Genomic DNA, 22,037 nt, shown 5'->3' with positions numbered 1-22,037 from the left:
CGTCGTGCGAACCCGGTCGGCACGGGGCTCCCTCCGTGCCCTGCGGCACACGTGTCAGGCCGCTGCGGGTGGCAGCGGCGGGAGGCGGGTGTCGTAGAGCCAGGAACGCAGCAGTGGTTCCGCTGTCCCGGGCACGGCGCGTGCGGCGTGGGCGACGAAGGTCGCGGTGTCCACGCTCTCGCCGCGGTGGGCGTGGTGCCAGCCGCGCAGCATGGCGAAGAACCGCTCGTCGCCCGCCGCCAGGCGCAGCGCGTGCAGGGTGCACGCGCCCCGGTTGTAGACGCGGTCGTCGAACATGCGGTCCGGTCCGGGGTCGGCGATCCGCAGGTCGTCGTTTCTCCTGGCCATGGAGTGCCAGGCCGCCCTGGCGACGGCGTCGGCGGAGTCCTCGCCGATGTGCTCCGACCACAGCCACTCCCCGTAGGTGGCGAAGCCCTCGTTGAGCCAGATGTCCCGCCAGTCCCGCAGGCTCACGCTGTTCCCGTACCACTGGTGGACGAGTTCGTGGGCGACGAGCGTCTCCCACGTCCGGTCGCCGTCGACGTGGTTGCGGCCGAAGACGGACGCCGTCTGGTTCTCCACGGGCTCGTCCAGATCGGCGTCCACCACGACCGCGCCGTACGTCTCGAACGGATACGGACCGAACCAGCCGGTGAAGGTCTCCATCATCTCGGGCTGACGGGCCAGGTCGTACCCGGCCCGCCCGGCGATGCGGGCCGGGTACGCGTCGCGGCCGGTGACCGGGCGGCCGGTCGCGGTGTCACGGGCCTGCCAGGTCCGGTGGGCGAAGCGGCCGGTGTACACCGCGGCGAGATAGGGGGCCATGGGACCGGGGTGGTGGTACGTCCAGCACTCGCTCGGACCCGTGCCGGCGCGCTCCACGAGCGCGCCGTTGGCGATCACCTGGTGGCCGCGCGGCACGGTCACCCGGAAGGTGAACTCGGCCTTGTCGTCCGGCCGGTCGTTGCACGGGAACCACGACGCGGCGCCGAGCGGCTGCGCGGCGACCAGCGTGCCGCCGTGCGGGTCGCCGGTGCGGTCCCAGCCGATCGGGCCGAACGGGGTGCGCACCGGGCCCGGCCGGCCGTCGTAGCCGATCTCCAGGGCGAACGGCGTGCCCGCCCTGATCGGCCGCGGCGTGGGCAGGACCAGCTTGCGCCCCTTGCGGTACGGCCTCGTGGGAATCCCGTCGACCAGGGCGTCGTGCACGTTCAGCCCCGCGAGGTCGAGGTGGACCTGGCGCAGCGTCCGTTCGGCCACCGCGCGGATGTGCGCCCGGCCGTCCAGCGTGGCGGCGGCCGGGTCGTACGTCAGACGCAGGTCGTAGGCGAGAGTGCGGTGGTCGTGGGTGCCGTGGCTGGCGAAGTAGCGTTCGGCCCCGCGCGGCAGGCTGTCCATGGCCGTCACCGCCAGGGGAGCGAGCGCCGCGCCGCGCAGCAGCGCACGGCGGCTGCACCACGTCATGCCGCTTCCCCTTCCTCGCCGAGGCGGTCCCCGGTGCCGGTCGCGGGGACACCGGCGATGGGGTTGCCCGCCCAGCGCGTACCGTCGGGCACCGTCTCACCGCGCATCACGAGGGAGGCCGCGCCGACGGACACGCCGGCACCGATCGTAGTGCCGGGCAGGGCGATGCTGTGCGGGCCGAGCGAGGACCCGGCGCCCAGGCGCACGGCGTCCATCCGCATGATCCGGTCGTGGAACAGATGGGTCTGCAGGACGCAGCCGCGGTTGACGCTGGCCCCGTCGCCAAGGCTGACCAGATCGGTCTCCGGCAACCAGTACGTCTCGCACCACACCCCGCGGCCGACGCGCGCGCCCAGCGTGCGCAGCCACCAGTTCAGCGCGGGCGTGCCGAGGTGCGCACCCGCCCCCCAGGGCACGGCCAGCGTCTCCACGAACGTGTCGAACAATTCGTTGCGCCACACGAACGACGACCACAGAGGCCGCTCGACCGCCCGGAAGCGCCCCACGAGCAGCCACTTGGCGCCGGTCGTCACGAGGCAGGCCACGACCGCCCCGGCAAGGAGCAGGGGAGCGCCGACCAGCGCGGCCAGCGGAAGCCCGCCGCGGTCCAGGGCCTCCTGCGCCCCGAGGAACAGGCACTCCGCGAGGAGCGTGCTCAGGATCATCGGCAGCAGCCGGCACAGCTCCACGGCCGCGCGCGCCGCCACCAGCCGCCGGGGCGGGGCGAACGTCCGCGCGGGGTCGGTGCTGTCGGGTACGCGCGGCAGCGGCATCACCGGCCGGCCGATCCAGGACATGCCCGGCCCGCCGCCGGCCGGCGCGTCGGACAGCACCCCCACCAGTGTCCGGTCGGGGACGTCGAGGCCGGGCGCGACGATGCCGGAGTTCCCCACGAACGCCCGCGCCCCGATGCGCACGCTTCCCAACCGGAGCCATCCGTCGCGCAGTTCGAACGGTGCGACGAGTGTGTCGTCGGCCAGGAAGGCCCCGTCGTCCACGCGGAGCAGGGACGGCAGCGGCAGCACGGTGGAGATCTCGGTGCCGCGGCCGACGCGCGCGCCGAGCAGCCGCAGCCAGTACGGCGTGGCCAGACTCGCGTAGAGCGGGAACAGGCTGCCGCGGGCACCGTCGAGCAGCCGGGTCACCAGCCACGCCCGCCAGGCCACGCCCCCGTCCGCGCGGTGCAGACCGGGCCTGATCGAGCGGCTCAGCAGACGGACGGTGACCGCGGTGACCAGCATCCCGCACACCGTGGTCAGGACCGTGAACAGCGGCGCGGCGGCGAGCAGATGCCATGCCGCGCCCGGCAGCGTCGGCGTGTCACGCACCAGCAGCCAGGCGACGAACAGCGCCGGGGCCGCCGCGAGCAGCGACAGAAGGGGCAGCAGGCCGAGGGAGAGCGCGTAGGCCGCCTGCCAGGAGCGCGAGCGGTCCGCGGGCCGTTCGGGCCGGCCGGCGCCGGCGAGGCGCTGCGCGGGCCCGGCCGGCCGGGCCGGGGAACCGGTCCATACCTGGCCGTCGGGGATCCGGCCGTCGAGGCAGCCGCCCGCGGCGAGTTCCGCGCCGCGTCCCACCACGGCGCCCGGCAGCAGTGTGCTGCGGTGGCCCACCCGGGCGCCCGCGCCGACGGTGACGGTGCCGAGGTGCAGTGTGTCGCCGTCCAGCCACCACCCCGCGAGGTCCGCCCCGGGCTCGACGCTGCATCCGTCGCCCAGGTCGGCCAGGCCCGTCACCGGGGGCATGGCGTGCAGCTGCACGTCGCGACCGGCACGGCAGCCGAGGACCCGGGCGTACAGCACGGCCCACGGGGTGCCGAGCAGGGCGGGGACACCGAACGCGGCCACCGCCCGTTCCGCGGTCCACAGCCGCAGGTGGACACGCCCGCCGCGCGGATGTTCTCCCGGAGTGAGCGAGCCGGCCAGCGCCCGGGCGAGACCCGCGCCGATCAGGCAGCGCAACGGCGCGCTGGACAGCACCGCCCAGCCCACCAGGACCAGCCACCACGGCGTGTGCGGGGCCCAGCGGTGCGGGGCGACCCAGCCGAGCACGTTGTCCGCCGCCGCCAGGCCGACCAGGCCGCGCAGCGCGGTGATCCCGTAGCCGGCCTGGGTGACGACGAACTGGACGGCAGCGGTCCGCCGGGGTACCGGCCGGACGGGGCGTACCTCCCGCACGGACCCGGCGAGCGAGTCGAGGTGGTCGGCCATGTGCCGCAGCACCGGGTGCCGGTAGAGGTCGGCGACGGACAGACCCGGATGGTCCTCGCGCAGCATCGAGGCCATCCGGGCGGCGGTCAGGCTGTTGCCGCCGAGTTCCACGAAATGGCTGTCGGGGCCGGGCCGCAGGCCCAGCAGTTGCTCCCATACGTCCGCCAGCCGCGCGGCCGTGCCGTGCAGCAGGTGCGCGGTGTCGCCGCGGTCGGCGTCGGCCAGGGCCACCGGCCAGGGCAGCGCCTCGCGGTCGACCTTGCCGGACGCACGCGTGGGCAGGGCCGGCACCTCGGCCAGGACCGGTACGAGGGGTGCGGGCAGCCGTTCGGTCAGCAGCGCCCTGGCCTTGGCGGCCTCGAAGGCGGAGCCACCGTCGGGGGCCTGCTGGGGGAGGACGTAACCGACCAGCACCTGGGCACCGGCCGCCGTCGACCGCACGGCCGCGGCCGCCCCGCGCACGCCCGGCAGGGCAAGGAGGGCCGCGTCGATCTCGCCGAGTTCGACACGGCGGCCGCCGAGCTTGATCTGGTCGTCGATGCGCCCGAGGAAGACCAGTCCCTCGGCGTCGGCGCGCACGAGGTCGCCGGAGCGGTAGGCGCGTGGCGCGTCCAGCGCCGGGCAGGCCCGGAACCGTTCCGCGTCCTTGACGGGGTCGAGGTAGCGCGCGGTTCCGGCGCCGGCGATGACCAGTTCGCCCTGCTCGCCGTGGGCCACCGGTTGCCCGGTCTCGTCGACCACCGCCAACTCCCAGCCGGCCAGCGGCAGTCCGATGCGTACGGGCTGTCCGGGTGCCAGCGGGGCGGCGCAGGCCACGACGGTGGTCTCCGTGGGACCGTAGGTGTTCCACATCTCCCGTCCGGGGCCGGCGAACCGTTCGACCAGGCCGGGAGGGCACGCCTCGCCGCCGAGGATCAGCAACCGCACCTGGGCCAGGGCCTCTTGCGGCCACATGGCCAGCAGGGTGGGGACGGTGGAGACGACGGTGATCCCGCGCCTCGCGAGCCAGGGACCCAGCTCGTGACCGGCCCTGACGAGGGCGCGTTCGGCCGGCACCAGGCAGGCACCGGAACGCCATGCCAGCCACATCTCCTCGCAGGAGGCGTCGAAGGCGACGGACAGTCCCGCCAGTACCCGGTCGCCGGGGCCGAGCGGACGGTCCCGCAGGAACAACGCGGCCTCGGCGTCCACGAAGGCGGCGGCGGAACGGTGGGTGACGGCCACTCCCTTCGGCGCGCCGGTCGAGCCGGACGTGAAGATGATCCACGCGTCGTCGCCGGGAGAGGGCACGGTTCCGGCCACCGCACCGGACGGCGGCACGAGGCCGGCGGGCGACGGGTGCGGCCCCATCACGTGGCACACGCCGGCCTCGCGGAACACCGTGGCGGCGCGCTCCTCGGGATCGTCGGCGTCGACCGGGACGTAGGCCGCGCCGCAGCACAGCACGGCGAGGATCGACAGGTACAGCTCGGCACCGCCCGACGGCATCCGGATGCCGACCCGGTCGCCGGGGCCGATTCCCTGGTCGGTGAGGTGCCGACCGCGGCGGTGGATCTCGGCGCACAGGTCGAGGTACGACAGCACCTCCGCGCCGGTGTCCAGGGCGGGTGCGTCCGGGTGCAGGGCGGCCGTGGCCCGCAGGACGTCGACGAGGGTTCGGGGTGACGCGGCCGGGGAGGAGCGGAAGAGGGCCCGATCACCAGGAGGTTCCGGGGACGGCGCCGGGGTATCGAGTGCGGTCGATGTCAAGGTCGTGCCTCTTGCTTCCTGTACAGCGGGCGGCAAGCCCATTACAGGCTGTCAGAGGGCTGTGTGCGGCGCGGCGTTCGCCAACTCCGGGCAATTGATTGCGTGCTTTCTCATGGGGTGAAAATGACGAGTCGTAGACCTTGACGAGCCGATTCATTCACGTTCCGCGCGCTCTTTTCGAGTTCGGGAAGAAATGGGCGAGAGAATGGTTCATTTCACGACGCGAGCTGCTGTTCGACGAAAGGGGCCGGCGGCGCCTAGTGGGGAATCCGTCTTTGCGCACCATCGCGGAAACGTTTTTTCAACCCCCCAGCCGCTGAAGCCGAGGGCCCGCGATGCGTCACGGTGTCGCAACGAGACGGTACGCGGCCGACCGGAGGCTGGTCCGGGAGGGATAGCGTGCCGCAGTGACCACACAATCGAACACACCTGACCCGAAGGTCAGTCGCCAGGTGCGGCAGCAGGCCGGGATCACCTCCAGCGGTCCCGGCGGCGGCACCCTCTTCACCGAACCGGTGCTGGTCGTGAACCAGAAGGCGAAACTCATAGAACTGACCAACGAGTACAAGGTCATGGACCAGCAGGGCAACCAGCTCGGCTCCGTGGTCGAGGTCGGGCAGAGCGCCCTGCGCAAGGTCGTGCGCTTCATCAGCGACTGGGACCAGTACTTCACTCACCGGCTGGAGATCCGTGACGCCCAGGGGCAGCCGGTCCTGCACCTGACCCGTCCCGCGAAGATATTCAAGTCGCGGGTGATCGTGGCCCGTCCGGACGGAGAGGTGCTGGGCGAGCTGGTCCAGCAGAACGTCTTCGGAAAGATCGACTTCGCCATCAACGCCGGCGGCCGGCAGATCGGCGCCATCAAGGGAGAGAACTGGCGCGCCTGGAACTTCGCCGTCGTCGACCAGGCGGGGACCGAGGTGGCCCGGATCACCAAGACCTGGGAGGGCCTCGCCAAGACCATGTTCACCACGGCGGACAACTACGTCCTCCAGATCCACCAGGAACTCCCCGACCCCCTGCGGAGCCTGGTCGTCGCCACCGCGCTGACGGTCGACACGGCTCTGAAGCAGGACGCCCGCGGACTCGGCTGACACCGGACCACGCCCGGCCGTGGCGCGGACGGCCCCGTCGGGGCAGCAGAAACTGCCCCGACCGTGAAGGCTCCGGCCGCACAAGCCTTCGGCCCGAAGTTTTCACTCCGGGAACCTCCTGGGCAACGCCCAGCGACCCACCGCCCCCGCGATCACCGTGACCGGCGGCCGGACGCGGCACAGGCCGGTTGCCACGGCTTTGATATCGTCACGGTGTCGGACCGCCCAGCCGTCGCGGTCCGCGCAGCCGTGGCATTCCCAGCCGGTAACACGGGCCTCCGGGCCGTCAGCCCGGCCCCAGTCGCCAGGACCACGCGCGTCCGAGGCGGGGCATGCTCTCTCCTCCAGAGGCAGACCGTCATGCGCAGCTCCCGGGCAGACTCACGCCCTGCCACCGCCCCCCTCGCCGCCGCCTTCCTGGCCGTGGCCTTCCTCATGGCCGGCTGCTCCGGCACCCCCGCCACCGACACGGGCACCACCGCGCAAACCCCCACGGCGAAATTCTCCGCACCACCCGTCCACGCCGGAGTCGACTACCAGCTCGGCGGCGCCTACACCCCGCCGAAGGGCGTCTCCGTGGTCTCCCGCGACCACACGGCGTCGCCCGCCGCGGGCCTGTACAACATCTGCTACGTCAACGCGTTCCAGGCGCAGCCCGACGCGCAGCAGGAGTGGGACGCCGACCTGCTGTTGCGGGACGGCTCCGGGAAGGTCGTCATGGACGAGGACTGGGGCGAGGCGATGCTCGACATCGGCACCCCGGGCAAGCGCGCGCGGATCGCGGAGAAGGTGGACGGCTGGATCGACGAGTGCGCCGACAAGGGATTCGACGCCGTCGAGCCGGACAACTACGACAGCTACACCCGCGCCCCGCACGGCCTGCTGACCGCAGCCGATGCGGAGGCGTTCCAGACCCTGCTCGCCCGCCACGCGCACGCCCGGCACCTCGCCATCGCCCAGAAGAACACCCTCGAACTCGCCAAGGACCGCAAACGGGTCGGTCTCGACTTCGCGGTGGTGGAGGAATGCGGGCAGTACGACGAATGCGGGTCCTACGTCGACGCGTTCGGCGACCACGTCATCGTCGTCGAGTACACGGAGAAGGGCATGAGGAAGGCCTGCGCGGGCTGGGGCGACCGGATCAGTGTCGTCCGGCGTGACCTCGACGTCACCCCGGCCGGCCACGACGGCTACCTGCGCGAGACCTGCGACAGCTACTGACGGCGGTCCCGGCCGGGAGGCTCAACCGGCCGGCGGCTGGATGTAGTCCTCCAGGCGCGCTACGGCGAAGCCCTGCTCATGGATGCGCCGGAGCAGGTTGGCGAACATGTGCGTCATCGTCGTGCCCTTGAGTTCGGACGGTCCGCGGAAGTGGGCCAGGATGATGTCCCCGGGGCGCAGCTTCTTGTCCGCCGACTGGTACTGCATGTTGCGGATCTGCATGGACTCCCGCCACCACACGATCGCGCGGGGTCCGCACTCCCCGGCCGCGACCCTGGTGTCGGTGTTGTACGCGCCGTAGGGCGGGCGGAAGAGCAGGGGCGCGGTGCCGTACTCCTTCGTGAGGATCTTCTGGTCACCGCACACCTCTTCCTTCTGGCGGGCCAGGGGGAGGGAGCTCATGACCGGGTGATGCAGGGTGTGGTTCTGGATGTGGTCGCCCAGCGCCTGCAACGGTTTGAAGTAGCCGTAGTCGGATTTGACCGCGTCGTTCATCAGGAACATCGTGATCGGGACCCTCAGGTCCCGCATCATCCGGATGAACTCGGGATCCTTCTCCTGCCCGTCGTCCACGGTGATGAAGACGACCTTCTGCGCGGTCGGTATGTGGGTGAAGACGGGGACGGTTCCGGTGGCCGAGAGCCGCACCGGCTTGTCGACCGGCGGTCGCGGGGCTGCGGGCAGCGGCGCCAGGCCCCACTTGCGCCAGGCCGCCGCGGTGTCGGAACGGCCGGGCGCGCTCCTGGTGGTGCCGTCCGACGCGGCGGGCCGGGAGGCACCGCCGCCGGCGTGGCCCTTCCCACCGCCCGCGCCGCAGCCGCCGACCGCCAGGGCCACTGCGACCGTCCCCGTCACCGACCGGTACAACCTGCCCCGGCTCCTGCGCTGCTTCACCGTGTCCGTCCCTCAACTGGCATCGATCCCTGACTCGCCGAAAGGTAACCCGACGACACTAAAAAGGGATCAAGGGTGAGGTGTGATTACGCCAGTCGCTGTGGTGCCGGGTCCGCGTACGGAGGGGCAGGGCGGCGTACCACCAGGTTCTCGACCTGGAAGGACAGCTCGGTGGTCGTGGGATCGGGGCGCGGGTGGTAACGACCGGCGGACACGGAGAGGTTGACGATCAGGTAGGCGTGCCAGCCGGCCCCGACCCCCCTTCCGTCGGCGAACACCTGTGCGCCGTTGAGTGTCCACACGACGTTGCGGCGGCCGAAGGTCACGCCCAGGGCGACGGTGCCGCCGGGCCGTACCGCGGGATGGGTGACGTAGCTGTTCCCCTGGCGTACGTGGTTGGTGAGTTCCAGCAGGTCGGGGTGGTCGGGGTGGTACTCGAAGACGTCGACCTCGTTGCCGCCGTCCCGCCATGTCCAGATGGCGGGCCAGGCTCCCACGCCGGTGGGCAGGCGCACGTCGGCCCGGAGTTGGTCCCCGGTGCGGACCGCGAAGCCTTCGGTGCTCCCCTCGGTGGTGAGCAGCCCGGTGTTCCACCAGCCGTCCGCCCTCCGGGTGGCCCGGAAGGTACCGGTGCGGGAGTAGGCGGGATCCGCGGTGAGATAGTCCAGCTTGTCGTCATCCGGGTTGGTGGGGCCACCGTCGGGATAGGCCCAGGAGTGCCCGGCGATCCACTGGTGTTCGGAGGTGAAGTCTGCGGTGAAGACGACATCGCTCACGTGCGTGCTCCCTCGGCGGCCGGGGACGGCGGCGACATGCCCGATGGCTTTCCGGTGCTGCCGTCGCCCATGCGGCGGCAACGGGAACCGAAGCGCCTGTCGAGCGTGTGGGTGACGCACACGCCGCGTCCCGTCGAACGGCCGTCCGACGAGTGAACGGCCCACTCGAACGGCACGGCGCGTCGCGCAATGATCACCGGCGCGGTGCATCAAGGGTAGGTGTCATGGGCATGTATGCGGGCGTTTGATCCCTCCCCCACGAGGAGCGAACGCGTGCTGAACGCACCCACCACCTCACCCACCCCCACCCCCACCCCCACGGCCCCCGGCGGTCTGCCGCTGATCGGGCACGGGCTCCGGCTCGTCCGAGACCCGCTGCCGTTCATCACCTCGCTGCGCGCACACGGCAGGGTGGTGCGCATACGCATCGGTCCCACCCCCGCCTACGTGGTCACGGACCCCGCACTGACCCGCCAGGTCCTGGTGACCGACGCCGCCGACTTCCCCAAGGGCGGCAGGTACTACGACGCGCTGCGGGTCTTCCTCGGCGACGGAGTCGCAACCGTCACCGACGGCGACACCCATCTGCGCAACCGCCGTCTGATGCAGCCCATGTTCAGCAAGGCGCACATCGCCGAGCGCGGCAACGCCATGATCGACCAGGTCCGGACGACGGTCGGCGCCTGGCCCGCGGCCGAGCCGCGCGACATGTTCGCGGGCATGAACGAGATCACGCTCGCCACGTTCCTCGTCGCCGTGTTCGGCGCGGACCTGCCCGCAGGCCTGGAGGGCGAGTTCACCGTCCTCATGCCCGAGATCATGAAGGGGACGATCCGGCAGGTCATCCTGCCGCCCTGGATCACGCGGCTGCCACTGCCGGCCAACCGCGCGCACGCCGAGCGTGTCGCCCGCCTGCGCACCCTGATCGACCGGGCCATCGACCACCACGCCGACGTCACCGCACCCGGATCCGCCGCGGCGGCCGGTGTGTCCGGTGCCGAGGGATGCCCGCACGCGGCTCGGGCGCGGAGCCGACAACAGACGGGTCTGTTCGAGACCCTGCTCGGCGCTGAGGGGCGACTCGGCCGCCGGCAGCTCCAGGACGAAGCCATCACCCTTCTGGCAGGCGCGATCGAGACCACCGGCACCACACTCGCCTGGGCGCTGTACGAGATCGCCGGGAATCCCGCCGTCGAACGACGTCTTCGGGAGGAACTGGCCTCGGTGTGCGGCGACCGGCCGCTGCGCTACGACGACCTCGACCGACTCCCGTACGCTCGCAGGGTCCTGCGGGAGACCATCAGGAAATACGGACCGTCCTGGATGGTGACGCGGACTGCCGCCCGCGACACCGTGCTCGGCGGACACCTCATCCCCGAAGGCGCGGACGTCGTGTGGAGCCCCTATCTGCACCAGCACGACGCCTCCTACTTCCCCGACCCGGACACTTTCGACCCGGACCGCTGGGAGGCGGACCGCGCCGCAGCCGCCCGAGGCGCCTTTCTCGCCTTCGGCGACGGCCGCCGCAAGTGCATCGGAGAGAACCTCGCCTGGGCCGAGCTCCACATCATCCTCGCGACCGTCCTCCAGGTCTGGCCCCGGTTGCAGCTGACCTCCCGTCCACCGCGCCCCCAGGCCGTCATCACCGTCAAGCCCGACGCCCTGGCCATGGAATTCCATCCGGCCCCGAACGACTGAGGCGCCGGGCGGCCCAGGGTCAGGGCGCCGAAGACGTCCCGCTGGACCCGCGGGGGGAGCGGTGCGTCGAGCTCGCCGCGCCCGGCGGACGCATGCCGTCGCGGCGCGGCCGGTGAGCCGGGTGGGGTATCTCCATGGGCGGTGCCCCGGGTGGGCGCGGTGGTGTTCTGGTGCTGACGGGCGGTGCGCTCGGCCCGGTGTTCACGACCGCCCGGAACGCGATGCCGCACTGCGCGCCTGGCCGCACGACAGCGCACGCGCGGCCGACGCGTCGATCAATCCTCGCCGGGCCGCCACAGCCAGCGCAGCGCGTCAGGCAGCAGGACGCCACCATGGTTGGGGCTGTGTCCGCCGTCTCCCAGGACAAGGCGGAAGTCATAGCCCGCTTCGGCGAGCGCCGCTGCCACACGCAGGTTCTCGGCGAGCCAGTTCCCCTGTGGCTCATTCCAGCGGAGGTCGCGGTGGCCGGCTTGCATGAAGACGCGCAACGGCAAGCGGGGGGCGCGGGAGATGAGGTCCGGGTAAGGATTGCCGCCCGGCATCTGCGCGAAGCTGGACAGGTATCCGATGACGCGGCGGAACGTGTCCGGACGCAGCCACGCGGCGGTGAAGGCACAGTTGCCGCCACTGCTCCCGCCGCAGACGCCCCACCTGTCGGGTGACGGGGCGATGCTGTAGCGCTCCGCAACGCACGGGATGATCTCGGTGAGGAGGAAGGTGACGTACCGGTCGTCGAAAGCGTCGTACTCGGTGTTGCGGTTCTTGGGGTCCTCCGCGTCCGGGAAGACGCCGGGATCGACGAACACGCCGATGGTGACGGGGATGTCGCCGCGGTGAACGAGGTTGTCCAGGACGATCGCGCCGCGTACCTCCCCCGCGGGGTCCAGGTACCACCATCCGTCCTGGAACACCATCAAGGACGCCGGTTCCGCCGGGTCGTAGCGTGCGGGCACGTGGACCCAGAACTTCCGGACGGTGCCCGGGTAGACCTCGCTGTCCCTCCACTCGAACGCGACCGTCTCGCCGGCGGGCACGTCCGGCTGCGGCGCGGAATCGGGTCCGTGGACATAGTGCACGTCCGACTGGTCCCTCGGGAGTGGCTGATAGGGCATCTCGACGGTCACGGGGAGCAACCATAGGGCGGCCACCATGGTCGACCGCAAGGAAATTCCACGTCGCCTGTCAGTGCCGGATGGGAGACTCCCCGGCATGACCGAACCGAACCCGAAAGCGGACCTTCTCCGATACCTGCAAGAGGCGCGTGATGCCCTGTTGTGGAAGCTCGACGGCCTCTCGGAGTACGACGTCCGCCGACCCCTGACGCCCACGGGCACGAATCTGTTGGGGCTGGTCAAGCATGTCGCCGGCGTGGAACTGGCGTATTTCGGCGACACCTTCGGACGGCCGTTCTTCGATGAGGCGCCGCCGCCCTGGTGGTACACCGAAGAGCCCGAAGACAACGCCGACATGTGGGCCACCGCGGACGAGTCGCGGGAGCAGATCGTCGGGTTGTACCGGCAGGCGTGGGAGCACTCCGACCGCACGATCGCGGCGCTGGCGCTCGACGCGGCAGGTCACGTCCCGTGGTGGCCGGAGGCACGACGAGAGGTGACACTGCACCACATCCTGGTGCGCGTGATCTCCGATACCCAGCGGCATGCCGGCCACGCCGACATCGTGCGAGAGCTCATCGACGGATCTGTCGGATATCTGCAAGGCAAGGAGAACCTGCCGCCAGAGGGTCAGGAGTGGTGGGAGGGCCACCGGCACCGACTGGAGCGCGTGGCTCGGGAAGCCGACGGCTGACGCACCCGGCAACTCCCGGCAGGCTCCGGCGTCGGTGCGCGGGCGTACACCCACGTGCCGACGGCGGCCAGAGCACACCCCCGTCGTCCACGTGCGGTACGACCACCGGGGGGCGCCGTCCGACCTGGTCACCCATGCCCGACCCTGCCCGCCGCCGCGACCACCATCCTCGTCGGCCGTCCCAGTATCATCAACGTCACCCGGGCATGCGGAGCCCGGAACGGGTCGAGCGGAACGCGCAACTCCGTCGCCGATCGGTTCCCGAACGACGGTGGAAGGAGTTCACGGTGTCCCTGACCGACAAGGCCATCGAGCAGATCCGTGAGCTGATCCGCTCCGGCGCGCTCCCCCCAGGTTCCAAGCTGCCCCCGGAGCCGGACCTCGCCGCCCAACTCGGCCTGTCCCGCAACCTCGCCCGCGAGGCGGTCAAGGCACTGGCCGTCGCCCGCGTCCTGGAGGTACGACGCGGCGACGGCACCTACGTCACCAGCCTCCAGCCGAGCCTCCTCCTGGAGGGGCTGGGCGGTGCGGTGGAACTCCTGCAGGGCGACGCGGGTGCCCTGCGGGACCTGATGGAGGTACGGCGGCTCCTCGAACCGGTCGCCACCGCGCTGGCGGCGACCCGCATCACCGACGAGCAACTGACCGAAGTGAAGCGGCACCTGGACGCCATGCGCGAGGCCCGGGACGACGTCGAACAACTCAACGCCCACGACGCCGCCTTCCACCGCGCGGTCGTCGCGGCAACCGGCAACGAATCGCTGCTCACCCTCCTGGAAGGGGTCTCGGGCCGCACCCTGCGCGCCCGTATCTGGCGCGGCCTGGTCGACGACGCGGCCTCGGGCCGTACCCTCGCCGAGCACGAGGCGATCTTCACGGCCCTGTCCCACCGCGACGCCGCGCTCAGCCAGGCCGCCGCACTGCTGCACGTGAGCAACACCGAGCAGTGGCTGAGAGACCACCTCGAGGCCCGTGGGGCGCAGGAGTAGTCGAGGACGCAAAAGGCCTATAGCAAACTGACTTGCGGGTAATATCTTAAATAGTTCAAGTGGTCATGCTACGATCTTTGCGGTCGGAGCGGCTTCCCGCGCGCTCGGACGCGCCCTCGGTGTTATTGCGAAAGCCTGCCCGATACAAACCCTCTCCGTGCACCCCGGCCGAAATGAACGCCAGGAAATACCTCGGCGACATCCATGAAACGCGTCAGGTGGGGGGACCTGTGACGCAAATGCACCAGCCAGAAAGATGAGTGTGAAATGGTCGAAATGACAGGCAGGTCGTTATTTTCGGTCGATGGGCTCCGCTCGACACCGGACGAGGGTCCGGTGGCTGACTTCAGGGCGAAGGTGCGGGCCGAGGGGCAGGAGCGGAGCAAGGAGCCGGACGATCTGGTCGAGCCGCACAAGGACCCCGCGGCTGTTTCGCGTGGTCTGGCAGGCGACCTCGCCGACGGTCGTTCGCTGCCCGCGGACCTCACCGGAGGGCTCACTCCTCGATACCTGATCGCCGTGGTGAGGCTTGCGGAGCCCGGCCGGCAACTGGCCGCGCTGCGTGCGGTGGCGGGAGAGGACGCGCTGCTGACGCACCGGGACGGCGACGTCGTCCTCCTCGTTCCGGCAGCGGGTCCGGGCAGCGGTGAACGATCGGTGACGAGGCTGGCCCAGTGCCTGGGCGGCAAGGGCTGGCTCGCGACCGCGGAGCGGGACAGGGCCCGCCTCGTCGACGGGCTCGACGAGGCGTGCTCGGTCTTGAGGCTGGTGGTGGCGGGACTGCGCCCGAGCGGTGCCTACACGATCTCGGACGTGCTGGTCGAGTACGCGGTCACGCTGAACGAGAAGGTGCGGACCGACCTGGCCGCGATGATCAGACCGCTTCGGGCGCACAAGGTTCTGTGGGAGACGCTGACCGCCTTCGTCGACTCGGACTACAGCAAGAACAAGACAGCGCGAAGCCTGTTCATCCACCGCAGCACGCTGGACTACCGCCTGAGGCGGATCGAAGACGTCACCGGCTGCGACCCGACCAGTGGCAGGGGCGCACAGACACTGACGGCCGCGATGATCGCCGAAGTCCTCCAGAACTGACCAGGACGCCTCCCCGGGGAGGCGGGCCGAGGTCATTCCCAGGAATGCGCCAATGCAAACCGTCCTCATGTTCCGCAAAATTTGGAGAGAATTCCGAGGCGGACGGAAACTGGCAGGATGCAATGGCCCGGCAGTGACAAGGAGTGAGGGGTCTCCCTAGGATCTCGTCCCAGTACTTCGCGCCTGGCTGTACGGAATGGGGTGGCTGCCATGCATAACGACCAGAACGGCTTCGACGCATTCAGGCCAGTCGGTGGCTGGATTCTGAGCTCGGTTCAGGCCAGCGTCCTGGAAGGTGTCGCGGCCGGCTTCTCCAGCGGGCGACTCTCGAGAGAGTTGCACCTCAGCTCGAAGACCATCGATTACCACGTCCGTGTCATGTCCGAGAAGCTGGAGGCGCCGAATCGTGTCGCGCTGGTGTCGAGGGCGTTCGTCCTCCAGATCCTGCGAACCGACTCGTGGCCCCCGCGCATTTCCTGTGAGACCGCGGATTGACGCTCAGGCCTCGACCTCCACGCCCATCTCCTCGGCGATGCGCGCGGCTTCGGCCAGGAGGGTCTCCACGATCTTCGACTCCGGGACCGTGCGGATCACCTCGCCCTTGACGAAGATCTGGCCCTTGCCGTTGCCGGCGGCGACGCCGATGTCGGCCTCGCGTGCCTCGCCGGGCCCGTTGACGACACAGCCCATCACCGCCACCCGCAACGGCACCGGAAACCCCTCGAGCGCCGCGGTGACCCGCTCGGCGAGGGTGTGCACATCGACCTGGGCCCGGCCGCAGGACGGACACGACACGATGTCCAGCCCCCTCGGCCGCAGCCCGAGCGCCTCGAGGATCTGCGTGCCGACCTTGACCTCCTCCACCGGTGGTGCGGAGAGCGACACACGGATGGTGTCGCCGATGCCCTCCGCGAGCAGCGCGCCGAACGCGACCGCGGACTTGACGGTGCCCTGGAACCGGGGGCCCGCCTCGGTGACGCCGAGGTGCAGCGGGTAGTCGCACCGGCCGGCGAGCTTGCGGTACGCCTCGATCATCACCACCGGGTCGTGGTGCTTCACCGAGATCTTCAGATCGGTGTAGCCGTGCTCCTCGAACAGCGAACACTCCCACAACGCCGACTCGACCAGCGCCTCCGGCGTGACGCCGCCGTGCTTGTGCAGCAACCGCTTGTCCAGCGACCCGGCGTTCACGCCGATCCGGATCGGGATGCCCGCGTCCTCGGCCGCACGGGCGATCGCGCCGACCTGGTCGTCGAACTGCCGGATGTTGCCGGGGTTGACCCGTACCGCGGCGCAGCCGGCGTCGATCGCGGCGAACACGTACTTCGGCTGGAAGTGGATGTCGGCGATCACCGGGATGCCCGACTTGCGGGCGATCGCCGGCAGCGCCGCCGCGTCGTCCGCGGACGGCACGGCGACCCGCACGATCTCGCAGCCCGCCGCGGTGAGCTCGGCGATCTGCTGCAACGTGGCGTCGACGTCGGCGGTGGACGTGGTGGTCATCGACTGCACCGACACCGGCGCGGCGCCGCCGACGGGCACCGTGCCCACCATGATCTGGCGGGAGGACCGTCGCGTGGCCACCGAGAGCGGTACCTCGTCCTTGCGAGGCGAGGGCATTCCCAGATCGACGGTCGTCAATGTTCCTCCCCTGAGTGAACCGGCCAGGTGCCGGAGTCGTCGATGCCGCCCGGCGCCGCGTCGAGGCCGGCCAGCAGTTCCACCACGACCCGGGTGACGTGCTGCGCGGTCAGCCCGCAGGCGGCGAGCACCTCGGCCCTTGAGCCGTGGCCCAGGAATCGCCTCGGGAGGCCGAACTCGCGCAACGGGGTGCGCACGTCGGCGTCCCGCAGCGCCTGCGCGATCGCGGAACCGACGCCCCCCGCGCGGCTGTTGTCCTCGACCGTGACCGCGAGCCGGTGGCGGCGGGCCAGGTCGGCGAGCGCGGGGTTGACCGGGGTGACCCATCGCGGGTCCACCACCGTCACCCCGATGCCCCGGGCCCGGGCCCCGTCGGCGACGGTCAGTGCGAGTCCGGCCAACGCGCCCACCGCGACGATCAGCACGTCCAGCGAGCCGGAACGACGCAGCACGTCAATCCCGTTGAACGTGGCGACGGCAGGAAGATCCGCACCGGCGGGACCCTTGGGGAACCGCAGCAGGGTCGGGCCCTCGTCCCACGCCACCGCCTCGGCCAGCAGTTCGGCCAGCCTGGTGCCGTCCCGCGGCGCCGCGATCCGCAGCCCCGGCACCACGTGCAGCACCGACAGGTCCCACATGCCGTTGTGGCTCGGACCGTCGTCGCCGGTCACCCCGGACCGGTCGAGGACGAACGTCACCGGCCGGCGGTGCAGCGCGACGTCCATGAGCAGCTGGTCGAACGCGCGGTTGACGAACGTGGAGTAGATCGCCACCACCGGGCGCACGCCGCCCATGGACAGGCCGGCGGCCATCGTCACCGCGTGCTGTTCGGCGATGCCGACGTCGACCACCCGGTGCGGAAACCTGCGCTGCATCGGCAGGAGCCCGGCCGGCTCGGCCATGGCGGCCGTGATCGCCACGAGGTCGTCGCGCTGCTCGGCCAGTTCGGCCAGCTTCTCGCCGAACACCGACGTGAACGAGGGGGGTGACGCCTGCAACGCCCGCCCGGTGCCCGGGTCCATCGGTTTCACGGCGTGGCCGAGGTCGAGGTCGTTGGCCTCGGTGTGCCGGTAACCCCTGCCCTTGGCGGTGATCACATGCACCACCACCGGGCCGCCCCGTGCGATCGCGCGGCGCAGGCAGTCCTGGACCGCGAAGAGGTCGTGACCGTCGACGGGGCCGAGGTAGCCGAGCCCGAGGTGCTCGAACACGCCCGGCCCGCGCCCGGCACGCAGGTCGGCCAGGTGCGCGGCGAGTCCGCCGACGGTCGGAGCGTAGGAGCGTTGGTTGTCGTTGAGCACGATGACGAGCGGCCTCTTCGGGCCGCCCGCGATGTTGTTGAGCGCCTCCCAGGCCATGCCGCCGGTCATCGCCCCGTCGCCGATGATCGCGACGGTCGCCCGGTCACGTCGGCCGAGGTGGGCATCCGCCCTGGCCAGCCCGTCCGCGTAGGACAGCGCGGTGGACGCGTGCGAGTTCTCCACCAGGTCGTGCTCGGACTCCTCCCGGCTCGGGTAGCCGGAGACGCCGCCCGACTTGCGCAGCCGGTCGAATCCGGCCTGCCGACCCGTCAGGATCTTGTGGACGTAGGACTGGTGCCCGGTGTCCCACACCAACCGGTCCCGTGGGGACTCGAACACCATGTGCAACGCGATGGTCAGCTCGACCACACCGAGGTTGGGTCCCAGATGTCCCCCGGTCGCGGTGACCCGCTCGATCAGGAACGCGCGGATCTCCCCGGCGAGGTCACGCAGCTCCCCGGCGGTGAGCTCACGCAGCCGCGCCGGGTCGCGCACGGTTTCCAGCAGCGCCATGTCGAACAGGTCTCCTCACCGGGTTCGGTAGGCGGCCTCGGCCGCTGTCTCCGTAGGTTCGGGCCGACCGCCCGGCGTGACACCGGTCCGGCCGACCGGGTCGCGGCGACGGCGGACGCGACTCACCGCCGACGCGTTCCTGCCGGCGGGGTCCTCTCCGGCGCCACGGACAGGGGCCGCCCGGTCGCGATCGGTCACGGCGCGTCCGCCGCTCCGGTCAGCCGCGCGGGCGGGGAGAACACGATGTCCTCGGTCGCCACCCGTTCCACGGCCCTGTCCTCGTAACCCAGTTCGGCGAGCCGGTCGAGCAGTTCGTCGACGAGGATCTCCGGCGCGCTCGCCCCGGCGCTCACGCCGACCGTGCTCACGCCGTCCAGCCACGCGGGGTCGAAGCGGGTCACGTCCGGCACCAGTTCGGCCCTGCCGCCGAGCCTGCGGGCCACCTCGACCATCCGGATCGAGTTGCTGGAGTTGGTCGAACCGACCACCAGCACCAGCTCGCACCGGTCCACGATGGCCCTGATGCCGTCCTGGCGGTTCTGGCTGGCGTAACAGATGTCGTCGGTGGCGGGTCCGCGCAGGTCGGTGAACCTGCCCCGGAGCACGGCGATGATGTCCTTCGTCTCGTCCACCGAGAGCGTGGTCTGGGTGAGGTAGGCGACCGGTGCGTCCGGGGGAAGGTCCAGTGCCTCGGCGTCGGCGACCGTCTCGACGACGACCGTCTGTTCGGGAGCGTGCCCATAGGTGCCCTCGACCTCTTCGTGGTCCGCGTGCCCGATCAGCAGCAGCGTCCGCCCGTCGCGGGCGAACCGGCGGGCCTCCTGGTGCACCTTGGCCACCAGGGGGCAGGTCGCGTCGAGCACGTCCAGGCCACGTGCGTCCGCGTTCTGCCGCACCTGCGGGGAGACACCGTGGGCCGAGAAGACGCACACCGCGCCCTCCGGCACCTCCAGCTCGGAGTCGACGAACCGGACACCCCGGCGCTGGAACTCCCGCACCACGTAGTGGTTGTGCACGATCTCCTTGCGGACGTAGACCGGCGCGCCGTGCTGTTCCAGCGCGAGGTCGATGATGGCCATCGCCCGGCGCACCCCGGCGCACAGACTCCGCGGCTCGGCCAGCAGCACCTGCTTACCGCCACTCATTCCGACTCCGTTCCGTCCGTGACGTCCGAGCTCGGGAAGGCTTCTCTGCCGTTGGGTGCCGGCTTAATCGCCGGACTCGAATTCGCTCTGGGTGCCGGCCGGCGGCCACCACTCCGCAGAGCAGTCTAATCCAGACCTCGCACCATTTTCTTTGGGGTTTTTCCTAAAGTCGAAGACGCTTGCGTCGCGTCGTTGACACGACCACGGCCGCCCTCCAGGATGGAGTCCGATGGCTGCCACTTGATTTCCAGACGACTCGATATCAGGAATCGTGAGGGCGGCCCTTCCTTTCGAACCGCGTATTCGCCGAAATCACGGCGAGCGCAGGGCGACCACCACAGCAGGCCGATCGCCAACGTCGTCGGCATCCGGGCTCTGGAGGAGTGACCGTGTCAAATCTGGATGAACTTTCCACCTCGCCTCGAACGGCGCCGGAGCCTCAGGACGAGGTGAAAATAGTCGGCCAGTACTACGACGACAAAACGGCCAGGCTTGTGCGTAAATACGGGCCTGGACCCCGGATTCACTATCATGTAGGTCACTACCCTTCCTCCCGGACGCCGCTTGACGTTCACGACGCGACGCCGGATGCCATTCGTCGCAGCATCCGGCTGCACCAAGAGGGTCTGCTGCGCTACGCGGCCAAGATCTGGGGTGCCGAACACCGGCTGTCGGGGCGGATCCTGGACGTCGGCTGCGGTCTCGGCGGGGGTTCGCTCTTCTGGGCGCAGGAATACGGTGCCGACGTCACCGCGGTCACCAACGCGCCGGAACACGCGCCGCTCGTCGAGGGTTTCGCGCGCGAGTGCGGGGTGGAGGGGCGGGTCCGGGCACTGGTCTGCGACGCGATGCACCTCCCTGCGGACGACGGCCCCTACGACGCGGCGGTGGCGATCGAGAGCAGCGGCTACTTCGACCGTCCCCGCTGGTTCGAGCGGCTGGCGCGCGTGCTTCGTCCGGGCGGAAGCGTGTGCGTCGAGGAAGTGTTCATCACCCGCCCGCACGGGGCCGATGTGTGGGCCGAGTACTTCTACACGAAACCGGCGACGGTGCGCGACTACGCGGAAGCCGCGCAGGCCGCGGGTTTCGAATTGGTCGACGACGTCGACGCCACCTCGGAAACCGCGCCGTTCTGGGACGAGAGCACCGCCTGGACGAAGGCGGTGCTGGACACGGACGGCAGCCTTTCGGCAGTCGAGCGCCGGCAGCTGAGGATATCCCTGATGGCGAACCAGGCACTTGGTGCCGAATGGCGAGCGGGCGGCCTGCGGCTGGGCTTCCTGCGCTTCGAGCTGAAGTGAGCAGACCCCCTGACGGCCTGCACGGCCGGTCGGTGGATCACAGGCGCTCGGCTGGCGTTGCCCAGCCGAGCGCGGCGGGTTTCCGCCCGCCTTTCGACAGAGGTACGGCCGGACCGGTGCCGGCTTCCGCGATCTTCACCACGATACGGAGTTCCTCATGACGCTCAAGCAGTCTCCCGCTCCCAGCGACGTCCGCACCGTGTACGACGGGTTCGGCCGGATCTACGGCTCCGCGTGGGGCCGCAACATCCACTACGGCTACTGGGAGAACGACGCCGACGACAGCTCCGTCGAGGTGGCCACCGACCGCCTGACCGACCTGATGATCTCGGGTCTCGCCGCGCAGCCCGGCCAGCGGGTCCTGGACATCGGCTGCGGCGTCGGCCATCCCGCGCGGCGGCTGGTCCGCGCCTGTGACGTGGACGTGGTGGGCATCACCGTCAGCCACATCCAGGTCGCGGAGGCCACGGAACTCACGGCCGAGGCCGGGCTCGCCGACCGGGCCACGTTCCAGTTCGCCGACGCGATGGACCTGCCCTTCCCCGACGGCTCGTTCGACGCGGCCTGGGCGTTCGAGTCGATGTGGCACATGCCCGACCGTGGCCAGGTGCTCTCCGAGGCCGCTCGCGTCCTGCGTCCCGGCGGGCGCCTCGCCGTCGCCGATGTCATCCAGCGCGACCCGATCAGCCCCGAGGGGCGCGTGGTCCTGGACCACATCTGCGAGAACTACGCGGTCCGCTCCCTGGGCACGGTGGACGAGTACCGGGTGGCTCTGGCCGACAACGGTTTCGTCGACGTGGAGATCCGTGACATCACCGACAACGTCATCCGTACCCTCGGTCTCATGGCCGACGCCTTCGAGACGGTCCGCGACAAGCTGTCCGATCTGGTCGGTGCGGAACAGGCCGACTCGCTCATCGACTTCGTGCGCAGGTTCGGGTCCATCCCGGAGAGCGGCTACCTCTTCCTGACCGCGGTCCGCGCCTGACCGAAGGTGCCGCCCTCGGATCTTCCTGACGCCGAAGGGCACCGTCGCGTTCCTGTGAGGCGGCCGGCCGCCGACCCCGGCCGCCCCCCGGGACGAGAGCGGGGCAGCCCCCCGGGCGCACAAAACCAAATATCTGAAAATCACACCTATGTAAA

Annotated in this window: 17 protein-coding genes; 9 read left to right on the top strand and 8 right to left on the bottom strand. The window is 70.7% G+C overall.

What is annotated here, in order from left to right; translation table 11 throughout:
• Nucleotides 1-54: 54 nt before the first annotated feature.
• Nucleotides 55-1,464, bottom strand: coding sequence for a M1 family metallopeptidase (locus tag AB0958_RS37620; RefSeq protein WP_366894986.1), 1,410 nt, complete (start codon nucleotides 1,462-1,464; stop codon nucleotides 55-57).
• Nucleotides 1,461-5,420 (bottom strand): Pls/PosA family non-ribosomal peptide synthetase, encoded by a 3,960-nt coding sequence (locus AB0958_RS37615; RefSeq protein WP_366894984.1) that lies wholly within the window; start codon nucleotides 5,418-5,420, stop codon nucleotides 1,461-1,463. The genes AB0958_RS37620 and AB0958_RS37615 overlap by 4 nt, the downstream gene beginning before the upstream one ends.
• A gap of 407 nt (nucleotides 5,421-5,827) precedes the next feature.
• Between AB0958_RS37615 and AB0958_RS37610 the strand changes: the two genes are divergently transcribed.
• On the top strand, nucleotides 5,828-6,514 hold the full coding sequence (locus AB0958_RS37610; protein ID WP_366894983.1) for a phospholipid scramblase-related protein: 687 nt from the start codon (nucleotides 5,828-5,830) through the stop codon (nucleotides 6,512-6,514).
• 360 nt (nucleotides 6,515-6,874) lie between these two features.
• Nucleotides 6,875-7,735, top strand: a complete 861-nt coding sequence (locus tag AB0958_RS37605; protein ID WP_366894982.1) for an endo alpha-1,4 polygalactosaminidase — start codon at nucleotides 6,875-6,877, stop codon at nucleotides 7,733-7,735.
• Nucleotides 7,736-7,756: 21 nt separating this feature from the next.
• On the opposite strand, the gene AB0958_RS37600 is transcribed toward AB0958_RS37605, so the two are convergent.
• On the bottom strand, nucleotides 7,757-8,629 hold the full coding sequence (locus tag AB0958_RS37600) for a polysaccharide deacetylase family protein (RefSeq protein WP_366894981.1): 873 nt from the start codon (nucleotides 8,627-8,629) through the stop codon (nucleotides 7,757-7,759).
• 86 nt (nucleotides 8,630-8,715) lie between these two features.
• Nucleotides 8,716-9,405, bottom strand: a complete 690-nt coding sequence (locus tag AB0958_RS37595) for a beta-glucanase (protein ID WP_366894980.1) — start codon at nucleotides 9,403-9,405, stop codon at nucleotides 8,716-8,718.
• Nucleotides 9,406-9,678: 273 nt separating this feature from the next.
• Here AB0958_RS37595 and AB0958_RS37590 point away from each other — a divergent pair, with 273 nt between their 5' ends.
• Entirely contained in the window at nucleotides 9,679-11,103 is a 1,425-nt protein-coding gene (locus tag AB0958_RS37590; protein WP_366894979.1) for a cytochrome P450, read from the top strand.
• Between the two features lie 275 nt (nucleotides 11,104-11,378).
• Here AB0958_RS37590 and AB0958_RS37585 read toward each other — a convergent pair whose 3' ends face one another.
• On the bottom strand, nucleotides 11,379-12,227 hold the full coding sequence (locus AB0958_RS37585) for an alpha/beta hydrolase-fold protein (RefSeq protein WP_366894978.1): 849 nt from the start codon (nucleotides 12,225-12,227) through the stop codon (nucleotides 11,379-11,381).
• A gap of 85 nt (nucleotides 12,228-12,312) precedes the next feature.
• Between AB0958_RS37585 and AB0958_RS37580 the strand changes: the two genes are divergently transcribed.
• The 4 genes from AB0958_RS37580 to AB0958_RS37565 all read left to right on the top strand — a co-directional run bounded on the left by AB0958_RS37580 (nucleotide 12,313) and on the right by AB0958_RS37565 (nucleotide 15,488).
• Nucleotides 12,313-12,909: a DinB family protein gene (locus tag AB0958_RS37580; RefSeq protein ID WP_366894977.1), complete on the top strand. Its 597-nt coding sequence runs from the start codon at nucleotides 12,313-12,315 to the stop codon at nucleotides 12,907-12,909.
• Between the two features lie 287 nt (nucleotides 12,910-13,196).
• Nucleotides 13,197-13,898, top strand: coding sequence for a FadR/GntR family transcriptional regulator (locus tag AB0958_RS37575; protein ID WP_366894976.1), 702 nt, complete (start codon nucleotides 13,197-13,199; stop codon nucleotides 13,896-13,898).
• A 336-nt stretch (nucleotides 13,899-14,234) separates the two neighbouring features.
• Nucleotides 14,235-14,993, top strand: coding sequence for a helix-turn-helix domain-containing protein (locus AB0958_RS37570; RefSeq protein ID WP_366894975.1), 759 nt, complete (start codon nucleotides 14,235-14,237; stop codon nucleotides 14,991-14,993).
• Nucleotides 14,994-15,203: 210 nt separating this feature from the next.
• Nucleotides 15,204-15,488, top strand: a complete 285-nt coding sequence (locus AB0958_RS37565) for a LuxR C-terminal-related transcriptional regulator (protein WP_366894974.1) — start codon at nucleotides 15,204-15,206, stop codon at nucleotides 15,486-15,488.
• Nucleotides 15,489-15,491: 3 nt separating this feature from the next.
• On the opposite strand, the gene ispG is transcribed toward AB0958_RS37565, so the two are convergent.
• The 3 genes from ispG to ispH form a co-directional block, all read right to left on the bottom strand.
• Nucleotides 15,492-16,634 carry a flavodoxin-dependent (E)-4-hydroxy-3-methylbut-2-enyl-diphosphate synthase gene (gene ispG / locus AB0958_RS37560; RefSeq protein ID WP_366894973.1) on the bottom strand — a complete coding sequence of 381 codons (1,143 nt, stop codon included), beginning with the start codon at nucleotides 16,632-16,634 and terminating at the stop codon, nucleotides 15,492-15,494.
• Nucleotides 16,631-18,448 (bottom strand): 1-deoxy-D-xylulose-5-phosphate synthase, encoded by a 1,818-nt coding sequence (locus AB0958_RS37555; protein WP_366894971.1) that lies wholly within the window; start codon nucleotides 18,446-18,448, stop codon nucleotides 16,631-16,633. The genes ispG and AB0958_RS37555 overlap by 4 nt, the downstream gene beginning before the upstream one ends.
• A 194-nt stretch (nucleotides 18,449-18,642) precedes the next feature.
• Nucleotides 18,643-19,593 carry a 4-hydroxy-3-methylbut-2-enyl diphosphate reductase gene (gene ispH / locus AB0958_RS37550; RefSeq protein ID WP_366894970.1) on the bottom strand — a complete coding sequence of 317 codons (951 nt, stop codon included), beginning with the start codon at nucleotides 19,591-19,593 and terminating at the stop codon, nucleotides 18,643-18,645.
• A gap of 389 nt (nucleotides 19,594-19,982) precedes the next feature.
• Between ispH and AB0958_RS37545 the strand changes: the two genes are divergently transcribed.
• Together AB0958_RS37545 and AB0958_RS37540 are read left to right on the top strand one after the other, a co-directional pair.
• Nucleotides 19,983-20,894 carry a methyltransferase domain-containing protein gene (locus AB0958_RS37545; protein WP_366894969.1) on the top strand — a complete coding sequence of 304 codons (912 nt, stop codon included), beginning with the start codon at nucleotides 19,983-19,985 and terminating at the stop codon, nucleotides 20,892-20,894.
• 157 nt (nucleotides 20,895-21,051) lie between these two features.
• Complete coding sequence (locus tag AB0958_RS37540) at nucleotides 21,052-21,882, top strand: methyltransferase domain-containing protein (protein ID WP_366894967.1); 831 nt, start codon at nucleotides 21,052-21,054, stop codon at nucleotides 21,880-21,882.
• Nucleotides 21,883-22,037 lie beyond the last annotated feature (155 nt).

Source organism: Streptomyces sp. NPDC006655, assembly GCF_040703965.1.
Lineage (GTDB): Bacteria > Actinomycetota > Actinomycetes > Streptomycetales > Streptomycetaceae > Streptomyces.
This window is presented reverse-complemented; position numbering and strand designations above follow the sequence as displayed.

Bases quoted from the DNA above. Each gene is read 5' to 3' on its own strand.
- AB0958_RS37620 (WP_366894986.1), bottom strand. From the start codon at position 1,464: ATGACGTGGTGCAGCCGCCGTGCGCTGCTGCGCGGCGCGGCGCTCGCT.
- AB0958_RS37605 (WP_366894982.1), top strand. From the start codon at position 6,875: ATGCGCAGCTCCCGGGCAGACTCACGCCCTGCCACCGCCCCCCTCGCC.
- AB0958_RS37580 (WP_366894977.1), top strand. From the start codon at position 12,313: ATGACCGAACCGAACCCGAAAGCGGACCTTCTCCGATACCTGCAAGAG.
- AB0958_RS37565 (WP_366894974.1), top strand. From the start codon at position 15,204: ATGCATAACGACCAGAACGGCTTCGACGCATTCAGGCCAGTCGGTGGC.
- AB0958_RS37555 (WP_366894971.1), bottom strand. From the start codon at position 18,448: ATGGCGCTGCTGGAAACCGTGCGCGACCCGGCGCGGCTGCGTGAGCTC.
- ispH (WP_366894970.1), bottom strand. From the start codon at position 19,593: ATGAGTGGCGGTAAGCAGGTGCTGCTGGCCGAGCCGCGGAGTCTGTGC.
- AB0958_RS37540 (WP_366894967.1), top strand. From the start codon at position 21,052: ATGACGCTCAAGCAGTCTCCCGCTCCCAGCGACGTCCGCACCGTGTAC.